Origin of the sequence: Corynebacterium sp. AOP40-4SA-5 (genome assembly GCF_052377355.1) — a bacterium.
In the GTDB taxonomy this organism is placed as follows: Bacteria; Actinomycetota; Actinomycetes; order Mycobacteriales; family Mycobacteriaceae; genus Corynebacterium.
On sequence record NZ_JBQSWS010000006.1, the window covers coordinates 80,278 to 98,574 of the forward strand.

At 69.5% G+C, this 18,297-nt stretch carries 18 protein-coding genes; 10 read left to right on the forward strand and 8 right to left on the reverse strand.

The window, feature by feature from the left end; all coding sequences use genetic code 11:
• The first annotated feature begins 107 nt into the window (after positions 1-107).
• The 4 genes from ACT3S3_RS05265 to ACT3S3_RS05280 all read left to right on the forward strand — a co-directional run bounded on the left by ACT3S3_RS05265 (position 108) and on the right by ACT3S3_RS05280 (position 5,128).
• Positions 108-1,757 (forward strand): cation:proton antiporter, encoded by a 1,650-nt coding sequence (locus ACT3S3_RS05265; protein WP_301442059.1) that lies wholly within the window; start codon positions 108-110, stop codon positions 1,755-1,757.
• A gap of 2 nt (positions 1,758-1,759) precedes the next feature.
• Entirely contained in the window at positions 1,760-2,950 is a 1,191-nt protein-coding gene (locus tag ACT3S3_RS05270; RefSeq protein ID WP_301442060.1) for a cysteine desulfurase family protein, read from the forward strand.
• 100 nt (positions 2,951-3,050) lie between these two features.
• Complete coding sequence (gene mnmA, locus ACT3S3_RS05275) at positions 3,051-4,175, forward strand: tRNA 2-thiouridine(34) synthase MnmA (protein WP_301442061.1); 1,125 nt, start codon at positions 3,051-3,053, stop codon at positions 4,173-4,175.
• On the forward strand, positions 4,172-5,128 hold the full coding sequence (locus ACT3S3_RS05280) for a hypothetical protein (protein ID WP_444626397.1): 957 nt from the start codon (positions 4,172-4,174) through the stop codon (positions 5,126-5,128). The genes mnmA and ACT3S3_RS05280 overlap by 4 nt, the downstream gene beginning before the upstream one ends.
• A gap of 27 nt (positions 5,129-5,155) precedes the next feature.
• On the opposite strand, the gene ACT3S3_RS05285 is transcribed toward ACT3S3_RS05280, so the two are convergent.
• The 4 genes from ACT3S3_RS05285 to ligA all read right to left on the reverse strand — a co-directional run bounded on the left by ACT3S3_RS05285 (position 5,156) and on the right by ligA (position 8,117).
• Entirely contained in the window at positions 5,156-5,470 is a 315-nt protein-coding gene (locus ACT3S3_RS05285) for an antibiotic biosynthesis monooxygenase family protein (RefSeq protein WP_301442063.1), read from the reverse strand.
• Positions 5,471-5,514: 44 nt separating this feature from the next.
• Entirely contained in the window at positions 5,515-5,688 is a 174-nt protein-coding gene (locus ACT3S3_RS05290) for a hypothetical protein (protein WP_301442064.1), read from the reverse strand.
• 104 nt (positions 5,689-5,792) lie between these two features.
• Positions 5,793-5,933, reverse strand: coding sequence for a hypothetical protein (locus ACT3S3_RS05295; RefSeq protein ID WP_301442065.1), 141 nt, complete (start codon positions 5,931-5,933; stop codon positions 5,793-5,795).
• A 99-nt stretch (positions 5,934-6,032) separates the two neighbouring features.
• Entirely contained in the window at positions 6,033-8,117 is a 2,085-nt protein-coding gene (ligA, locus tag ACT3S3_RS05300) for an NAD-dependent DNA ligase LigA (RefSeq protein WP_441578900.1), read from the reverse strand.
• Between the two features lie 350 nt (positions 8,118-8,467).
• Between ligA and ACT3S3_RS05305 the strand changes: the two genes are divergently transcribed.
• From ACT3S3_RS05305 to ilvA, 3 genes are all read left to right on the forward strand, one after another.
• Entirely contained in the window at positions 8,468-8,590 is a 123-nt protein-coding gene (locus ACT3S3_RS05305) for a hypothetical protein (protein WP_301442067.1), read from the forward strand.
• A 136-nt stretch (positions 8,591-8,726) separates the two neighbouring features.
• Positions 8,727-9,413: a 3'-5' exonuclease gene (locus ACT3S3_RS05310; protein ID WP_301442068.1), complete on the forward strand. Its 687-nt coding sequence runs from the start codon at positions 8,727-8,729 to the stop codon at positions 9,411-9,413.
• 22 nt (positions 9,414-9,435) lie between these two features.
• On the forward strand, positions 9,436-10,971 hold the full coding sequence (gene ilvA, locus ACT3S3_RS05315; RefSeq protein ID WP_444626399.1) for a threonine ammonia-lyase, biosynthetic: 1,536 nt from the start codon (positions 9,436-9,438) through the stop codon (positions 10,969-10,971).
• Between the two features lie 31 nt (positions 10,972-11,002).
• Here the strand turns inward: ilvA and ACT3S3_RS05320 are convergent, their stop codons facing one another.
• The gene (locus tag ACT3S3_RS05320) at positions 11,003-11,662 is read right to left on the reverse strand and encodes an amino acid-binding ACT domain protein (protein WP_301442070.1); all 660 of its coding nucleotides are present in this window, start codon (positions 11,660-11,662) and stop codon (positions 11,003-11,005) included.
• 173 nt (positions 11,663-11,835) lie between these two features.
• Here ACT3S3_RS05320 and gatC point away from each other — a divergent pair, with 173 nt between their 5' ends.
• The 3 genes from gatC to ACT3S3_RS05335 are packed head-to-tail and all read left to right on the forward strand — an operon-like array spanning position 11,836 to position 14,043.
• Positions 11,836-12,141, forward strand: a complete 306-nt coding sequence (gatC, locus tag ACT3S3_RS05325) for an Asp-tRNA(Asn)/Glu-tRNA(Gln) amidotransferase subunit GatC (RefSeq protein WP_301442071.1) — start codon at positions 11,836-11,838, stop codon at positions 12,139-12,141.
• A gap of 28 nt (positions 12,142-12,169) precedes the next feature.
• The gene (gene gatA, locus ACT3S3_RS05330; protein WP_441578889.1) at positions 12,170-13,669 is read left to right on the forward strand and encodes an Asp-tRNA(Asn)/Glu-tRNA(Gln) amidotransferase subunit GatA; all 1,500 of its coding nucleotides are present in this window, start codon (positions 12,170-12,172) and stop codon (positions 13,667-13,669) included.
• 38 nt (positions 13,670-13,707) lie between these two features.
• The gene (locus ACT3S3_RS05335) at positions 13,708-14,043 is read left to right on the forward strand and encodes an MmcQ/YjbR family DNA-binding protein (protein WP_301442073.1); all 336 of its coding nucleotides are present in this window, start codon (positions 13,708-13,710) and stop codon (positions 14,041-14,043) included.
• 10 nt (positions 14,044-14,053) lie between these two features.
• Here the strand turns inward: ACT3S3_RS05335 and ACT3S3_RS05340 are convergent, their stop codons facing one another.
• From ACT3S3_RS05340 to ACT3S3_RS05350, 3 genes are read right to left on the reverse strand one after another with little or no spacing between them, the layout of a single operon-like run.
• Positions 14,054-14,695 (reverse strand): TetR/AcrR family transcriptional regulator, encoded by a 642-nt coding sequence (locus ACT3S3_RS05340; RefSeq protein ID WP_444626400.1) that lies wholly within the window; start codon positions 14,693-14,695, stop codon positions 14,054-14,056.
• A gap of 29 nt (positions 14,696-14,724) precedes the next feature.
• Complete coding sequence (locus tag ACT3S3_RS05345; RefSeq protein WP_301442075.1) at positions 14,725-16,479, reverse strand: ABC transporter ATP-binding protein; 1,755 nt, start codon at positions 16,477-16,479, stop codon at positions 14,725-14,727.
• Complete coding sequence (locus ACT3S3_RS05350; protein WP_301442076.1) at positions 16,476-18,296, reverse strand: ABC transporter ATP-binding protein; 1,821 nt, start codon at positions 18,294-18,296, stop codon at positions 16,476-16,478. The genes ACT3S3_RS05345 and ACT3S3_RS05350 overlap by 4 nt, the downstream gene beginning before the upstream one ends.
• Position 18,297: the final 1 nt, after the last annotated feature.

Genomic DNA, 18,297 nt, shown 5'->3' on the forward strand with positions numbered 1-18,297 from the left:
GACGACCCGCACTCACCGAGTGCGGGTCGTCGTCGTTGCGCGTCGGGCCCTCACACCACACCCCGAAGTGCTCCCACGCGGGCGCCCCCGATAAGGACAACTCCTCCGTGACCACCCTCTTCGTCATCATGTGCCTGATGCTCGCCACCGTCCTCACGGTGGGTGTGGGTGACCGGATCGGGCTACCGTGGCCGGTCCTGCTGCTGCTGGTGACCACGGCGGTGATGTTCATCCCCGGCACCCCCACCATCGAGATCGAGCCGGAACTCATCCTCCCGCTGTTCCTGCCGCCACTGCTGTGGGCGCTGGCCAGACGCACCTCCTGGGGCATGTTCCGCGACCAGTGGCGCACCATCCTCAGCCTGTCGGTCGGCCTTGTCTTCATCACCGTGGCCGCGGTCACCGGTGTGACCATGCTGATCATCCCCGGGGTGGGGCTGGTCTCGGCCATGGCGGTGGGGGCCGCGGTGGCACCACCGGACCCCGTCGCGGTGGAGGCTGTCGCCGAGCCCGCGGGCATCCCGCGAAGGATCATCGGCTCGCTGCAGTCCGAGGGGCTGTTCAACGACGCCGCCTCCCTGGTCATCTTCAGTGCGGCGATCACCGCCGCGGAGTTCCACCACGACATCCACTGGTTCGAGGCCGGGGGAACGTTCATCTACAGCGCCCTGGGAGCCGTGGCGTCGGGCTGGCTGGTCGGCCGCGGTTCGGCCCTGGTGCTCGGGTGGGTGGACTCGCCGGTGGCCGGCAACGCCTTCACCTGGGTGCTGCCGTTCATGGTGTACCTGGCGGCGGAGGAGATCGGCGTGTCCGGGGTCATCGCCGTGGTCGTCGCCGCGGTGGAGCTGACCTCCCGCGCCGACGCCACCGCCGCCGACGCCCGGCTGACCGGCTCGGCCTTCTGGGAGGTCACCGAACTGCTCGTCACGGGCCTGGCCTTCGGGCTGATGGGCATGAACGTGCGCGACGCGATCATGGACGACGACACCGACCACCTCAACCCGGTGTGGTGGGGCCTGGTGATCTCCGTGGTGCTGATCCTGGTGCGGTTCCTCTGGATGTGCTGGCTGCTGCGGGTCAACCGCCGTAAGGGCGGACGCTACCGCGCGCCCATCCGGTTCACCGACGTGATCCTGCTCAGCTGGTCCGGCATGCGCGGGCTGGTGACGCTGGCCCTGGTGCTGTCGCTGAACCCGGTCGACTTCCCGATGCGCGACGAGTTCATCATCGTGGCCTTCGTGGTCCTGCTGTGCACCATGGTGATCCCGGGCCTCACGCTGCCCGCGCTGACGAACTACCTCCGCGAGCACCACGATCTCCAGGACCTGGACGACAAGCTGACCGAGGAGGCCCTCGACGAGGCCTACCGGGCGGCGATGAGCGTGGTCCGCCAGCAGATGGGCGAGGGGCTGTCCCCGGAGCAGGCGGCGAGGATCGAGGAACGCCTGGGCATCGTGCGCTCGGTCTCCAGCCTCGACGACAGCTCCGACGACACCTCCGAGGAGGTCAACGACGGTGGCACCGGGGCCATCCGCACCGGCTCGACCGGTGGGAGCGAGACAGAGGCGCTGCGCCGGCGCCGCGAGCACCGCCAGGAACTCGCGCGACGTGCCGTGGAGGTGCGCCGTGAGTCGATGTACGCCGCCCAGCGCAGCCTCGCCGCGGCGAAGTTCCGCAAGGGTGTCGACCCGGAGGTCATCGCCGAGAAGATGCGTGAGCTCGACCGACGCCTGCTGGCGTTCCCCGGGGAGAAGTGAGCATGGCACCTGTGACACGGAGGATCTTCGCCGACCACGCGGCCACCGCGCCGTTGCGTCCCGAGGCGGTGGACGCCGCCACGGCGGCCGCCGGCCTGCTCAACCCGGCCGGGCAGTACGCCTCGGGCCGTGAGGCCCAGCGCGTGCTGGAGGACGCCCGTGAGCAGGTGGCGGAACTGCTCGGCGCCGACCGCGCGGAGGTACTCTTCACCGCCTCCGGCACCGAGTCCGACAACCTCGCCGTCCAGGGGCTCGCCTTCGGTGCGCGGACGGCCCGCGGGCCCGGTGCCCGGCGCATCCACTCCGCGGCCACCGAGCACCCGGCGGTCGTGGAGACCGTCGACTGGCTGTGCGGCGACCTGCTCGGGGGCGGGGAACCGCTGTTCGAGCACGTCGAACTGGCGGTGGACGGCCACGGGCGTGTGGGCGCCGGGAACGTCCCGGCGCTGGATCCGTCCACCGACGCGCTGGTGACCTGCATGTGGGCCAACAACGAGACCGGCAACCTGCAGCCCGTCGCCGAACTGGCGGACCTCGCGGCAGGGTCGGGTGTGCCCTTCCACGTCGACGCCGTCCAGGCCGTCGGTCACGTCCCGGTGGACTTCCACGCCCTGGGCTGCACCACGCTCGCGGCGAGCGCGCACAAGTTCGGCGGACCGAAGGCCACCGGGATCCTGCTGGCACGTCGCGACGCCGGACTCGTCAGCCCACTGCGCGGCGGCGGGCAGGAACGTAAGGTCCGCTCCGGCACCGCCGACCCGCAGGGGGCGGCTGCCACCGCCGCCGCACTCGCCGCGGCCGTGGCGGAGACCGCCCGTGAACACGAACGTCTCAGCGTCCTGCAGGAGCGTCTGCTGGCGACCGTGCGCCAGATCCCGGACGCACGCACCTACACCGACCCGTCCGGCGGCGCCCTGCCCGGCCACGTGCACGTGGGGTTCCCGGGGGCGGAGGGCGACAGCCTGATCATGCTGCTCGACGTCGCCGGGGTCGACGCCTCCACCGGCTCGGCCTGCTCGGCCGGGGTCAACCGGGCCAGCCACGTGCTCACCGCGATGGGCGTTCCGGTGGACGTGGCCCGTGGTGCACTGCGGCTCACCCTGGGCACCGCCACCACCGCCGCCGACGTGGACCGGCTGTGCACCCTGCTGCCCGGGGTGGTCGACCAGGCCCGTGCGGCAGGCATGGCCTAGCAGGTGAGAGGCCGCGTACCCACCGTGTAGGGTGAAGGGCTGACTGCAGGGCCCCACACGTGGGGCGGAGAAGAGAGCACGAGAGGAACGGGTACACACGATGCGGGTTGTCGCGGCGATGAGCGGTGGGGTGGACTCCTCCGTGGCTGCAGCACGGGCACTGGAGGCCGGACACGAGGTCATCGGCGTGCACCTGGCGTTGAGCCAGTCGCCGGAGGCCGTGCGGGCGGGTTCGCGTGGCTGCTGCTCGCTGGAGGACTCCGCCGACGCCCGCCGGGTCAGCGACTCCCTGGGCATCCCGTTCTACGTGTGGGACTTCTCCGACCGTTTCAAGGCCGACGTCATCGACAACTTCGTGGAGTCCTACGAGATCGGCGAGACCCCCAACCCCTGCCTGCGCTGCAACGAGAAGATCAAGTTCGAGGCGCTGCTGGACCGCTCCATCGCCCTGGGGTTCGACGCGGTGGTCACCGGGCACTACGCCCGCCTGCACGACGGGGTCATGCGCCGCGGCATCGACGACAACAAGGACCAGTCCTACGTGCTCGGCGTGCTCGACGACGAGCAGCTGGCTCACTGCCTCTTCCCAGTCGGCGACACGGTCAAGCCCGAGATCCGTGAGGAGGCCGCCGGGCTGGGCATGGGTGTGGCCTCCAAGCCGGACAGCCACGACATCTGCTTCATCCCCGACGGCAACACCCAGGCGTTCCTGGGCAACCAGATCGGTCTGCGCCCCGGCATGGTCAAGTCCGTGGAGGGCGAGACCCTCGCCGAGCACGACGGCGTCTACGGCTTCACCATCGGCCAGCGTAAGGGCCTCGGCGTGGCAGGTCCCGCCGCCGACGGCCAGCCGCGCTACGTCACCGACATCGACGCCTCCACCGGCACGGTGACCGTGGGTGGGCGTGAGGACCTGCGTGTCGGCCACATCACCGCCGACCGGCTCAAGCGTCTGGACCCGGCCAAGCACGGCAGCACCTTCGAGTGCGACGTGCAGGTCCGCGCCCACGGCGGCGTGGTCCCGGCCACCGCCACCCTCGGCGGGGGATCGGTGGAGCTGGAGCTGCACGAACCGTTGCGCGGGGTCGCCCGCGGCCAGGCCGCGGTGGTCTACCTGCCGGACGCCGAGGGCGACATCCTGCTCGGGTCCGGCACGATCTGCCGGACGCAGCCCTGGTCCGAGACGGTGCCTACATCACAGGCGTCGCAGGCACGGACCGCGTGAACGAGACGATGACTCGTTTCGCCTGGTGGGAGGACATCCGCACCGACCACGTCGACCTCCGTGCCGCCCTGGCCGCGGCGTCCCGGCGCACCCGCGACGTGGACGAGGACGTTGGCGTGGTTCCCCCGCTGAGTCTGCCGCAGGGTGACCTTCTGCCCGCCAGCGCGGCGATGGGCGTGCTCGTCGGTGGGCCCTACCTGCGCTCCCACGCCCGCGGCTGGGAGATCGCCCCGGGCCGGACGCTGGACGCCCGGCACTTCCTGGGGCGGCTGCACGAGATCACCGACATCGTCGCCGAGGTCATGCCGGGCACCGACCGGCTGATGGTGCACGTCACCGGCCCGTGGACCTTCGGGGCGGACGTGGAGTACCGCGGGCACCCGCTGTGCTTCGACCGTCCGGCGTTCCGGGACGTGGCGCTGTCGCTGGGCGAGGGCGTCCGGGAGTTCTGCGACGCGGTGGGAGCGTCGGTGGTGCACGTGCATGAACGACGCCTCGGCGAGGTCACCTCACACCTGCAGGGCGCGACGGAGTTCGAGACGATGCAGGTCGACCGCGAGGTCGCGCTGAACGTGGAGCGCAGGTTCATCGACCAGGTGCGTGGTGGGACCGCGCGCCGGGTGGTCCTGGACACCGGGCTGGTGTGGCCGGAACTGCTGCACACCGGCGCCGACGCGCTGGTCGTCGACGAGATCTCCGGGGAGCGCACCGACGACGTGGCCGGGCTGATCGACGCCGGGGCACAGGTCGCCTGGCGGGTCGACGACGCCCGGTCGAGCGAGGACATCGCCCGCGAGGTCATCGGCACGTGGCGGCTCTGGACCTTCGACGCGGCCACCCCCGAACCCCAGATCGACCTCGTCGCCGTGGGGGACGGGGTACTGAAACCGGGCCCGGCGGCCGAGCTCGCCCGGACCGTGCGCGGGGCCGCGGCGCTGCTGCACAGCAACTAGGCGCGGTGCCCCGGGGTCGGGAGGGGACTACTCGGAGCCGAGGTCCACGACCTCGAACTCCAGCAGCGAGGCGCCCGTGGCGACGGGCTTCTTGCCCTCGCCGCCGTGCGGGCCGCTGTGGGCGGCCTTCGCCGGGCCGTCCGCCCACGCCTGGAAGTCCTCCTCGGTCGCCCAGGTGGTGACCACGAAGTAGCGGGTCTCGCCGGCGGTGGGGCGCAGCAGCTGGAAGCCCTCGAAGCCGGGGGAGCCGTCGACGGTGTGTGCGCGGGCGGCGAAACGGGCCTCGAGCTCGGGGCCGGCGCCCTCGGGGACGTCGATGGCGTTGATCTTCACGACGGACATGTTGCTCCTTGCTTCGGGGTGAGAGTGTGTTTCCACCAGCGAGTCTACCGCCGTCCAGCCCCCTCGTCGTAGACGTCCTCGACGGCCGCGAACAACCAGGCGGGCTCGATACCGGAGTTGTCCGCCAGCCGGCGAATGGAGCACAGCACGCTCATCACCGGTAGTCCGAACTCCCAGGACCAGTCCTCGTCGGTGAAGGTACCGGACGTGATCGTCACGGTCGGCAGCTGCGCCCCCTCAGGTACTGGGGGACGGAACCCCGCAGTCGTGGATCCTCGACACGGTGGAGTCAGCGAAGATGAATCCGGGAGCGTGGCCAGGTTCAGGAACGTCGGCCCGGCTCAGCGTCATCACCGTGGACCACCAGCGTGCCATCGCCCAGCGCGTCGTGAATCTCGGTGTCGGTGAGCTGGGAGTCGAGGGCGAACCCGCGGAACCGGTCGAGTACGTCAGTGAAGGCCATCAGTGAAGGCCGCGAGGCTGATAGTAGTCCTGACGTCACTACAGTCGACTGTAGTGACGTCAGGACTACTTCGGTCGGTCGAAGTCCATTTGCGGGCGGTCAGCGCACCGCGTCCGGCCCTTCGGCCAGCAGTAGCTTGAAGCCGTCCTCGTCGAGGACCGGGACACCCAGGTCCTCGGCCTTCTTCAGCTTCGAGCCCGCCTTCTCCCCGGCGACGACGAAGTCGGTCTTCTTTGACACGGAGCCGGACGCCTTGCCCCCGTGGGCCTCCACGACCTCCTTGGCCTCGGTGCGGTCGAAGTCGACGAGCGATCCGGTGACCACCAGGGTCAATCCCTCCAGGGTCTGCTCCGGGCGCTCGGAGGCCTCGATGATCTGCTCCATGCGCACCCCGGCGGCGGCCCAGGCGTCGACGATCTCGCGGTGCCAGTCCACGGCGAACCAGTCCTTCACCGACTGGGCGATGATGCCGCCGACCCCGTCGATGTCGGCCATCTCCTCGACAGAGGCTTCGTCGATGGCGGGGATGGACTGCAGCTTCGCGGCGAGCGCCTTGGCCGCGGTGGGGCCGACGTGGCGGATCGACAGGGCGGTGATCACCCGCCACAGGTCCACACCCTTGGCCTCCTCGAGGTTGGCCAGCAGCACCTCGCCCTGCTTGTTCAGCGCGCCTGCCTTTGTGGTGTACGCACTGGTGGTGGCCAGCTTCTCCGGGGTGAGGGAGAACAGGTGGCCCTCGTCGGGCAGGACACCGGAGTCGATGAGGTCGTGGGCGGCGCGCTCGCCGAGCGCGTCGATGTCGAAGGCGCCACGTCCGGCGAGGTAGTTCAGGCGGTTCTGCAGCTGGCCGGGGCAGTAGCGGGTGTTGGGGCAGCGCCAGTCGGCGTCGCCGTCGCGGGTCGGCGACAGCGGCGTGCCGCACTCCGGACACAACGACGGGTAGAGGTACTCGCGTTCCTCCCCGGTGCGCGCGCTCTCCACGGGGCCGAGGACCTCGGGGATGACCTCGCCGGCCTTGCGGATCATGGCACGGTCGCCGAGCCGGACGCCCTTGCGGTGCGCCTCGGTGGCGTTGTGCAGCGTGGCCATGGTGACGGTGGACCCGGCGACGTAGGTCGGCGTCATGACCGCGTACGGGGTGGCGCGCCCGGTGCGTCCGATGCCCACGCGGATGGACTCCACGGTGGTCACCGCCTCCTCCGGCGGGTACTTGTAGGCGATGGCCCAGCGCGGTGCGCGGCTGGTGGCACCCAGGTCCTGCTGCTCGGAGACGTCGTCGATCTTCACGACGAGCCCGTCCATCTCGTGGGCGGCGTCGTGACGGTGCTCGCCCCAGTAGGTGACCGCGTCCAGCACCTCGGCCACGGTGCGCACCTGCCGGGTGTAGGGGCTCACGGGCAGCCCCCAGGCCTCGATCGCCCGGTAGCCGTCGTGCTGGCTGGCCGGCTCGAAGCCTTCGCGGGCGCCGATGCCGTGGCAGATCAGACGCAATGGACGCTTGGCCGTCTCCTCCGGGTTCTTCTGCCGCATCGCCCCGGCGGCGGCGTTGCGGGGGTTGGCGAACATCTTCTTGCCCTCGGCCTGCCGGTCGGCGTTCATCGTGGCGAAGTCCTCAACGGTGATGAAGATTTCGCCGCGGATCTCCACCAGGGCGGGCACGGGGAACTCGTCGGTGCCGGTGAGCACGTCCGGGATGTCGTCGAGGGTGCGGGCGTTGTGGGTGACGTCCTCGCCGGTGACGCCGTCACCGCGGGTGAGGGCGAGGTCGAGCCGGCCGTCGATGTAGAGCAGGTCGATCGAGGCACCGTCGATCTTCAGTTCGGTGAGGTAGGTCGGCGCGGGGGTGCGTTCGAGCCACTCACGCATCTCGTCGAGGCTGAAGACGTTGTCGAGACTGAGCATCTGCTCACGGTGGTCGACGTTGCGGAACGGTGAGTTCTCCGGCGACGGGGCGACCTCCTGGGTGGGGCTGGTGCCCTGCACCACCTCCGGGTGGGACGCCTCGAGCTCCTGGAGCTCACGCATCATCGCGTCGAAGTCGGCGTCGGAGATCTCGGGCGCCTCGTAGTAGTACAGCTCCCGGTGGCGGCGGATGTCGGACGCCAGCGTGGTCCACCGGTCTTCGGGTGTCTGCTCGGGAGTGTGCTCAGTTGTGTGCTCGGGTGTCTCAGTCACCTGGGCCAGTGTAGTGAGCGCGGTGCCGCCGGGGGAGCCGCACCTGGCGGCAACCGGATGGTTCTACGGACAGATGAGTGCCTGTTCACAGGGGACGGCACTCCTGTGGTGTGCATCACTACCGGTGGGGGTGGTGGTATCTGCGGTGGTCATAACTAGGTGGAGGTGGCGTCCGTGCCGTGCCCTGCGGTGATGGCGGGAATGTGATGTGGGTATCGGGGTGGTCGGAAGTTCGTGGGGGTAGATCTGTTCACCTGGGAAAACCTAGCGTTGTCGGTGTCAAGGAGCCCCACAGGGAACACCACACACGCAGACCAGCACTGAAATCCGATGGCTGCACCTCCAGAAAGGACGATCACATGTTCAACCTGCTCAGCCGTGAAGAGATCAACGAGATGACCGCCGGCGCCAACTACTTCCTGTTCGGTGACGACGAGGCCATCGCCGTGGACACCCCGGAGCACGACGACTTCCTCGTCTAGCCCCACCTGGTTCCCGTCGCCCGGGTGCACGATCACCATGATCGTGCACCCGGGCGACGTCGTTGGGCGGCGTTGGACGTCGCTGTTCGACCACGCCCGGGGTTTCATGTCCGGGGTGCGTTATAGAGTGGCTGCCATGACCACCGCCGAGCACTTCGACCCGACCCACCTCCTCAGCTTCGACCTGGAGACCACCGGAACGGATCCCTTGACCGCACGGATCGTGACCAGCGCGCTGATCACCATCAACGGCCGTGAACGCGACGACCTGGAGATGCTCGCGGACCCGGGGATCCCGATCCCCGAGGGGGCGTCGAAGGTGCACGGCATCTCCACGGAGTACGCGCAGGAGCACGGCCGCCCGCACGCCGAGGTGTTGTCCGAGACCATCGAACGCATCCGTGCCGGCTGGCGCGCCGGGGCTACCCTGGTCGTCTACAACGCCGCCTACGACCTCACCGTCCTGCGCAGCCTGGAACCGTCCTTCACCGTGGACGGCCCCGTCATCGACCCGCTCGTCATCGACAAGGCCAAGGACCAGTACCGCAAGGGGAACCGGCGGTTGGAGACCGTCTGCGAGCACTGGGGCGTCACCCTCGGCAACGCCCACGAGGCGACGGCGGACGCACTGGCGGCCGCCCGCGTGGCCTGGAAGCTGTCACGTGCCTACCCGGAGATCACCGAGGTGACCGCGGACGAGCTGATGCTTCAGCAGGCCACCTGGCACTACGAGTCGCAGTCGGGGCTGAAGAAGTACTTCGAGAACAAGGGGCAGACCGACCGCGCGGCCACGGTGAACACCTCCTGGCCCCTCCAGGCATAGCTGTTCAGTAGGATTGACGACCATGGCTAATTCCGCACCCAAGACCTCGGCCGAGTACCTCCGCGACATCGTTGCCGCGCCGGTCTACCGGGCGGCACGGCACACCCCGCTTGAGACCATGGACGCGCTGTCGGCACGCACCGGCAACCGGGTGCTGGTCAAACGTGAGGATCTGCAGCCGGTCCACAGCTTCAAGCTGCGAGGGGCCTTCAACCGCATGTCCCAGCTCACCGGCTGCGCCGGTGTGATCACCGCCTCAGCCGGCAACCACGCCCAGGGTGTGGCCCTGTCCGGCCGCGAACTGGGGATTCGCTCGGTCATCGTGATGCCCGTGACCACCCCGTCGATCAAGGTGGACGCCGTGCGCGGATTCGGCGGTGAGGTCGTGCTGCACGGGGAGAACTTCGACGCCGCGCAGGGCAAGGCCAAGGAACTCTCCGAGGTCGAGGGCCTGGTGTACGTACCTCCGTTCGACAACGAGGCAGTGATTGCCGGACAGGGAACCATAGGGCTGGAGATCTTCCAGTCCGCCGCCGTCGACCGGGTCTTCGTGCCCGTCGGTGGTGGTGGCCTCGCCGCCGGAGTGGCGGTACTGCTCAAGGAACTCAACCCGCAGATCAAGGTCATCGGTGTCGAGCCCGAGGAGTCTGCCTGCCTCACCGCCGCCCTGTGGGCAGGGGAGCCCGTGGAGCTCGAGCACGTCAGCCTCTTCGCCGAGGGTGTGGCCGTGCGCAAGATCGGTGCCGAGACCTTCCGGTTGTGCCAGCAGTACCTCGACGAGGTCGTGACCGTGAGCTCCGACGAGATCAGCGCGGCGATCAAGGACCTCTTCGACGACACCCGCGCGATCGCCGAGCCGGCCGGCGCGGTGTCCCTGGCCGGGCTGAAGAAGTACGCCACCGCCAACGACCTCCAGGACGAGACCCTCGTCAACGTGCTGTCCGGGGCGAACCTGAACTTCCACACCCTGCGCTACATCTCCGAGCGCGCCGAACTCGGTGAAGGTGGCGAAGCGATCTTCGCCGTCACCATCCCCGAGGAACAGGGCGCCTTCGTGAAGTTCTGCGAGGTGCTCAACGGCCGTATGGTCACGGAGTTCAACTACCGCGTCGGCGAGCGCGACGACGACCGGCGTGCCCGGATCTTCGTCGGTGTCCAGCTCAAGGAGGGCGCCGCCGAACGCACCGCCATCGCCGACGCACTGGACACCGCCGGTTACGATGTCGTCGACCTCTCCGACGACGAGGTCGCCAAGGAGCACGTGCGCTACATGATCGGCGGGGTGCCGCCGGCCTTCGTCGACGAGCGGATGTTCACCTTCGAATTCCCGGAGCACCCCGGTGCCCTGGTCCACTTCCTCGACGTGCTCGGCGCGAACTGGAACGTCACCGCATTCCATTACCGCAGCCAGGGAATGGACTACGGACGGATCCTCGCCGCCTTCGAGGACGCCCGTTCCGCCGACTTCGAGGCCCACCTCAGCGAGCTGGGTTACCCGTTCACCGAGGTGACGGACAACCCGTCCTACCAGCTGTTCCTGGCACCTGCGGGGGAGTAGACGACGAGGCCCGGGTCGAGGCGGAGGCCGCTCAGTCCAGCAGAGCGCCGAGGATCTCGCCGACCTCGCCGAGGTGCTCGATCTCGGAGAGCAGGAAATCCGGTCCGCCCGGACGGCCCAGGATCAGGATGTAGTCCGTGCCGGTCAACGGGGTCGCGGCCAGGGCGGAGTCCATCACCGTCCAACTCGACGGCACCCAGGTGTCCCGGTCAGTCAGGGCGCGTGCCTCGGTCACCGGGGTTTCCGACAGCACCCGGCCGTCGTCCTCCGGGGCGGCGGCGGACGCCGTCACACGGCGGGTGTTCTCCCCGGACTCCAGGATCACGGCCCACTGCACCGACATCGACTTCGGCAGCCGGTCGATCAGCTTCTGGACGCTGCCCAACGCCCGACGGCGGTGCCGGGCGACCTCGGCGAGCAGGCTGATCTGGCCGCGACGGTCCACCGTCCCGGAGAACGGGCGGATCGAGTCGACGTAGACCCCGTCGACCTCCTGGGCGGCGCTGATCAGGGCGTCCGCCAGGCGGCCGTTCGGCAGGTCGACGACGATGTCGTCGACGACCGAGCCGTCCGGATCATGCTCGACGACGTCCACGCTCCTGATGTCGGCGTCGATGGTGCCCATCGTGGCAGCGATGAGCCCGAGGGTGCCGGGGACGTCGGGAAGCCGGACGCGCATCAGATAGGACAAGGTGAACCTCAGTGTAGATAGGGCAGGGTAAATAAAGCGGAAACAATGCGTTGCGCCACGATTGTAGCGAACCGGGGCGGACGCACGCGCGGACACGGCGTCCTACTAGAGTGGTGCGGGTAAACCCTGCGACAGCACATGTACCGCACGAACGATGAAAAGGGGACCCACCTGTGTCCGAGATCTCCCGTGACGAGGTCGCGCACCTCGCCAGGCTTTCCCGCCTCGACCTGACCGAGGACGAGCTCACCAACTACGCCGCACAGATCGACGGCATCGTCGAGACCGTCGCCGCCGTGCGCGAGGTCGACACCGAGGGTGTCGAACCGCTGAGCCACCCCACCCAGAACGTCGACGGCGCGGTGTCGGTCATGCGTGAGGACGTCCCCCAGGAGTCCCTGACCGCCGAGCAGGCCCTGGACCAGGCCCCCAAGCAGGACCAGCAGCGCTTCCAGGTTCCCCGGATCCTGGGCGAGTAGAGGGCGAGACGACAGCGAAATGAGTGAAGTGAACAACACGACCTACACCGTCGGAACCCGGGACGACTCGGACCTGACGACCTGGACCGCCGCCGAACTCGCGGAGAAGATCCACGCCGGCGACGTCAGCTCCGTCGACGCCACCCGTGCCCACCTCGACCGGATCTCCTCGGTGGACACCGATGTCCACGCCTTCCTGCACGTGGGGGAGAAGGAGGCGCTCGCCGCCGCCGAGCAGGCGGACAAGGACATCGCCGCCGGCACCGTCGCGTCCTCCCTCGCCGGCGTCCCGCTGGCGCTGAAGGACGTCTTCGTCACCACCGACGCGCCGACGACCTGTGCCTCGAAGATGCTCGAGGGCTACATGAGCCCCTACGATGCGACGGTCACCCGCCGCATCCGTGAGGCCGGCATCCCGATCCTCGGCAAGACCAACATGGACGAGTTCGCCATGGGTTCCTCCACCGAGAACTCCGCCTACGGCCCCACCCACAACCCCTGGGACCTCAGCCGCACCGCCGGCGGTTCCGGCGGCGGCTCCTCCGCGGCCCTGGCCGCCGGCATGGCCCCGCTGGCCATCGGCACCGACACCGGCGGATCCATCCGCCAGCCGGCCGCCCTGACCAACACCGTCGGCGTGAAGCCCACCTACGGCACGGTCTCCCGCTACGGCCTGGTCGCCTGCGCGTCCTCCCTGGACCAGGGTGGGCCCACCGGCCGCACCGTGCTCGACACCGCCCTGCTGCACGAGGTCATCGCCGGCCACGACGCCAACGACTCGACGTCGTCCGAGCGTCCCGTCGCCCCCGTCGTGGAGGCCGCCCGCCAGGGCGCCAACGGCGACCTGACCGGCGTGACCGTCGGCGTGGTCAAGCAGCTCGAGAGCGTGCAGGGCCTGCAGGCCGGTGTGGCGGAGAGCTACCGGGCCTCCCTGGAGCAGCTCAAGAGCCAGGGCGCGACCATCGTCGAGGTGGACTGCCCGAGCTTCGAGTACGCGCTGAACGCCTACTACCTCATCCTGCCCTGCGAGGTCAGCTCCAACCTGGCCCGCTTCGACGGGATGCGCTACGGCCAGCGTCAGCTCGACGACGGCCAGCACTCCGCCGACCAGGTGATGTCCGCGACCCGCGCCGCAGGGTTCGGCCCCGAGGTTAAGCGTCGTATCATCCTGGGCACCTACGCGCTGTCCGTCGGCTACTACGACGCCTACTACCTGCAAGCACAGCGCGTGCGTAACCTCATCGCCCAGGACTTCGCCAAGGCCTTCGCCGACGTCGACGTGCTGGTCTCCCCGGTTACCCCGACCACCGCCTTCGAGCTGGGGGAGAAGGCGGACGACCCGCTGGCGATGTACCTGTTCGACCTGTGCACCCTGCCGCTGAACCTCGCCGGGGTGTGCGGCATGTCCGTGCCCGGCCCGCTGTCCAGCGACACCGGCCTGCCCGTCGGCCTGCAGATCATGGGCCCCGCACACGGCGACGACCGGCTCTACCGCGTGGGCGCCGCCTACGAGGCGGGGCGGCGCTAGACTGGCCGCAACCATCGCCGAGGCAGGAGGAGAGGCCAGTGAGCACTGAGGACGACGTCCGGCGCCTGGCCACCGCCCTGCCCGAGGTGGCTGAGCGTACGTGCTACGGGACGCCCGCGTTCTACGTGGCGGGCACGATCTTCGCACGCGTCCACGAAGAACCGGACGTGCTGGTGTGCTGGCGGGAGAGCCTGGAGGACCGTGAGTTCCTGCTGGCGGCAGACCCGGGGAAGTTCTTCACCACGGACCACTACGCAGGGCACGCCAGTGTCCTGGTCCGCCTCGATCAGGTCGACGTCGGTGAGCTTTCCGAGCTCCTCGCCGAGGCATGGGACGCCCGTGCCCCGAAAAGACTGGGGCGAGCGGCCGAATAGGCCCTGCCCTTCACACCTCCGGCCAGTTCCGTTCCAGGCCCTCGACGATGAAGTCCACCTTCACGTCCATGAATCCACGACCCGACCACGACTCGTCGGGCTGGAAGAGGTGCTCCTCGCCGATGCGCTGCCGCACCTTCTCCAGCCCCGAGACACCGGCGGTGTCGGTGGCGCGCATCATCTCCACCCCGAGCCGGGTGGCCATCACGGTGTCCCCGATGAAGTCCAGGGCGAAGGCCGCCTGCATCCTCGACCTGCCGTGCGACTCGATCACCCGGACGTAACCACGCAACGGATCCTCGATGTGGTCGAACGCCGCCGGGTATGAGAACAGGGTCCGGGCCAGCCCGGGTAACTCCTCACACATGCGCCAGCACTCGTCGGCCCAGAGACGCAGCGCGTCCTGCCAGCCGGCGTCATCCCCGGGAGGCTGGATCGTGGCGGCGACGCGGGCCAGGCAGGCCTCCAGCACCGCGTCCCGGGAGGGGAACACCCGGTACAACGCCGGGGTGACGACCTCGATCCGGCGGGCGACCGCGGACAGGGTGAAGTCGGCGATGCCCAACCCCAGCGCGGCGTCCACCACGTTCTCACGGGTGAACGTGGGCTTCGGCCCCGTCTTGCGTCCCGCCTGTCCAGGTGTGCTGCTCATGGTGCCAGCGTAGTGGGGGAGCGCGTCATCTACTCCACCAGCCTCCAGCCCTGCGCATCGTGCAGGTGGCTCCAGTAACGGGCGTACGTCCCACCGAGTGCCAGCAGCTCCGCGTGGGACCCCTGCGCCTCCACCCGGCCCTGCTCGTCGAGCTGCACGATGACGTCGGCGCGGGCGATGGTGTCCAGGCGGTGGGCGATGGCGAGCACGGTGGAGTGGGTGCGTAGTTCCTCCACCGCCGCGACGATGTTGGACTCGTTCTCCACGTCCAGGGCACTCGTCGCCTCGTCCAGCAGGACGACAGGCGCCTGCTTGAGCAGGGCACGGGCGAACGACACCCGCTGGCGTTCACCACCGGACAGTGCACGACCACCCTCGCCGACCCGGCTGTGCCACCCGTCGGCGAGCCGGGCGGCGACGGAATCCACCCCGGCCACGGATGCGGCGGCGACGACGTCGGCGTCCGAGGCGTCCTCCCGACCCACCCGCACGTTCTCCAGCAGGGTGTCGTCGAAGAGGTACACGTCCTGGAAGACCATGGACAGCTGCGACATCAGCTGTGTGGTGGTCTGCTCGGTGACAGGCGCACCGCCGACGTTGACGACGCCACTACCGGCATCGTAGAAACGGCTGATCAGGCGGGCCACCGTCGTCTTCCCTGACCCGGACGGGCCGACGAGTGCCACCATCCGCCCGGCGGGTATGTGGAGGTCCACGTCGCGCAGCACCGGGGAGTCCGGCGAGTAACCGAAGGTGACGTGCTCCAACGACACCGAACCGGGGGCGGTCAACTCCGCCGGACGGGACGGCTCCGGCAAGGGTGTGGCCGTGAGGACCTCGTCGATCCCGTCGAGCACGGCGCGCCGGCTCTCGATGCCCATCGCGCTCTCCGTGATCGCCGACAACGTGCTGGTGAAGCGGATCGCCAGGCCGATGAAGGCCAGTGCGGGAACCGGGTCCAGCGTGCCGGCGACCGCGAGTGAACTGGTCACGCTGATCAACGCCACGACCACGCCCTGGGTCGCCGCGCCGCCGAGCACCAGGCCGACGGTCTCCAGGCCCAGCGCACGCAGCTTCGTCGACCGGGCCCGCTCCATCGACTCGGTCAGGGGAGTGAAGTCACCGCTTCTGCCGCAGGACCGCAGCGCCCCCTGGCACTGGGCGAATTCCACGATCCGGTCGGCGAGATCGTCCTGGGCCGGGGCGGTCCGCCGGGTCGCCCGCCGCATCAGGGCGGTGGAGGCCACGGTCAGCAGCGCGAACACCGGGACAGAGACGGTGAGGACCAGCCCGAGCAGCGGGTCCCAGAACCAGGAGACCACGACGATGACCCCGGCCGCTGTCGTCCGGCTGATCAACGGGACGATCATGTGCGCGATGATCTCCCCGGTGGTCATCAACTCCGTGGACACGATGCGCGACAAACGGCCCGCCCGCGACCGGGCGAACCACCCCAGCGGCTGACGGGTCACCTGGTCGCCGACGAGCCGGTGGATGTTGCGCAGGAAGTCCAGGGCCATGGCGTACCCCCACCTGTTGGAGAGGTAGTTCGCCACGAACGTGGCCAGGGCGAGTCCGGCCAGGACCCACATCCACCCGCCGAATCCGATGCCCCACACCGGGTCCCCGGTGGCCAGGGCGGTCACTGCGGGCAGGAGGGCGCCCAGCGCCGCACCCTCGAGGAGTCCGACGAGGACGGCGATGGACACCACACGCCGCATCGCACCCGGGTCGGCGAGCATCCGGCGACAGCGGGGGATTATGTCGGTCAGGGGGAGGTTCATGACTGGAGTCCTTCGGTGTTGTCCCAGAGACGCGCGTACCCCGGATGGGCGAGCATCTCTGCGTGCTTTCCGGCGGCGACGACCCTGCCGTTGTCGGTGAGGATGATCTGGTCGACCCCGGTGATGACCTCGGGGCGGTGCGCGATGAGAAGCACGGTCCTGCCCCGCACGAGGGTGCTCAGCGCCTCCTGGATCTGGTGCTGGGACTCCGGGTCGGTCAGGGCGGTCGCCTCGTCGAGGATGAGCACGGGGGCGTCGACCAGCAGCGCCCGGGCGATGGCGATGCGCTGGGCCTGGCCGCCGGACAGGCCGGCCTGCGACCCGTAGACCGTCTCGAGCCCGTGGGGCAGCGCCTCGATCTCGTCGAGCACGTGGGCCGCCCGCGCGGCCCCGCGTACCTCGTCGTCGGTGGCGTCGGGACGTCCCAACGCGATGTTGTCCCGGATGCTGACCCCCAGCAGCTGCGGATCCTGCAGGACGAATCCGACGTGGGAGTACAGGTCCGGTACCCGGGAGACGGGGACACCACCGATTCTCACGGTGCCGGAGTCCGGGTCCGCGAAGCGGGCGAGCAGGGTGGCGATGGTGGACTTTCCGGACCCGGACGGCCCGACGAGCGCGGTGACGGTGCCCTGCGGCAGGGTGAAGCTGACGTCGTCGACGGCGGCAACGTCCGATCCCTCGTAGGAGTACGTCACCTGGTCGAAGACGACGTCGTTGCCGGCGGGGGAGGACGCGGCGTCCGCGCCTGTGTCCGTACCGTCCGGCAGGGTCGGGGTCTGCAGGAGCCGCACGAGACGCAGCGCGGCCTGCCCGGCGAGCTGGTGCGACCACATCGAACTCATCCCGACCTCGATGGCGAACGGCACCAGCAGGGCGATCAGGGATGTCGCGGTGACGTCGGCGACGCTGACGTAGTCGTGGTGGACCAACCACGCGCCACCGCCGAGATTGACCAGCAGGACCAGCGGTACGGCGAGAGTCGACTGGCCCAGGGCCGCCATGCGGATCAACGGCTGGCACCAGGCGCGGTAGAAGGCGTAGAAGTCGTCGGCGGCCTGCTGGTAGCGGCCGTGGGCCTTGCCGACCTGACCGAACGCCTTGACCACCGTGATGCCGGTGACGAACTCCACCATCCGGGCCGAAACGTCGGCGAGCTTGCGGTCCATCTTGACCGTGTTCTCACCCATGCCCCGCATCATCACCAGGTTCGCCGTCAGGTACAGCGGAACGGTCGCGATGGACAGCAGACCGAGACGCCAGTCGATGACGAAGGCGTAGGCCATCAGCGCGACGGGCATGACCAGCGCGTTCGTCCCTTCGACCGGTTGATGGGCGATGAGCTGGTGCACGGTGGTGATGTCGTCCTGCAGGGCCTTGCGAACCCGGCCCGAGTTCGTGGAGGTGAACCAGGACAGCGGGACACGGGCCAGGCGGGCGACGAGGTCACCGCGGATCCGGTGGCCGAGGCTGACGTCGGCCACATGGGCGAGTGTCAGGGCGATGAAGTAGACGAAGAGCCGGGCGGTGAAGGCGGTGAGCAGGATGAACAGCCACCGTCGGACGGCTGCGCCGTCGACCGCCTCGCCGTCGGCCGAGGCGCGGAGGAGGATCTCCCCGATCTGCACCAGCGCGACATAGGGGACGACGGCCAGGACCGCGGAGACCGCGGCGAGGAGGCGTCCGACCGCGAGCGGACCGGCGACCGGGGACAGCAGCTCCCGGAGCGCGGCAGCGCCGGCCTTCTGGTCGGCGCGACCGGAGGACCCCGAGTCGGTCGCCGGGTCCGTCCCCGGTTCTGCGTGTGGTGTGGTCATG

What these genes read in the sequence shown, in the direction of transcription:
- ACT3S3_RS05295 (WP_301442065.1), bottom strand. Translation starts at nt 5,933, where the DNA reads ATGGCCTTCACTGACGTACTCGACCGGTTCCGCGGGTTCGCCCTCGAC.
- ACT3S3_RS05345 (WP_301442075.1), bottom strand. Translation starts at nt 16,479, where the DNA reads ATGAACCTCCCCCTGACCGACATAATCCCCCGCTGTCGCCGGATGCTC.
- ACT3S3_RS05340 (WP_444626400.1), bottom strand. Translation starts at nt 14,695, where the DNA reads ATGAGCAGCACACCTGGACAGGCGGGACGCAAGACGGGGCCGAAGCCC.
- ACT3S3_RS05270 (WP_301442060.1), top strand. Translation starts at nt 1,760, where the DNA reads ATGGCACCTGTGACACGGAGGATCTTCGCCGACCACGCGGCCACCGCG.
- ilvA (WP_444626399.1), top strand. Translation starts at nt 9,436, where the DNA reads ATGGCTAATTCCGCACCCAAGACCTCGGCCGAGTACCTCCGCGACATC.
- ACT3S3_RS05285 (WP_301442063.1), bottom strand. Translation starts at nt 5,470, where the DNA reads ATGTCCGTCGTGAAGATCAACGCCATCGACGTCCCCGAGGGCGCCGGC.
- mnmA (WP_301442061.1), top strand. Translation starts at nt 3,051, where the DNA reads ATGCGGGTTGTCGCGGCGATGAGCGGTGGGGTGGACTCCTCCGTGGCT.
- ACT3S3_RS05305 (WP_301442067.1), top strand. Translation starts at nt 8,468, where the DNA reads ATGTTCAACCTGCTCAGCCGTGAAGAGATCAACGAGATGACCGCCGGC.
- ACT3S3_RS05350 (WP_301442076.1), bottom strand. Translation starts at nt 18,296, where the DNA reads ATGACCACACCACACGCAGAACCGGGGACGGACCCGGCGACCGACTCG.
- ACT3S3_RS05310 (WP_301442068.1), top strand. Translation starts at nt 8,727, where the DNA reads ATGACCACCGCCGAGCACTTCGACCCGACCCACCTCCTCAGCTTCGAC.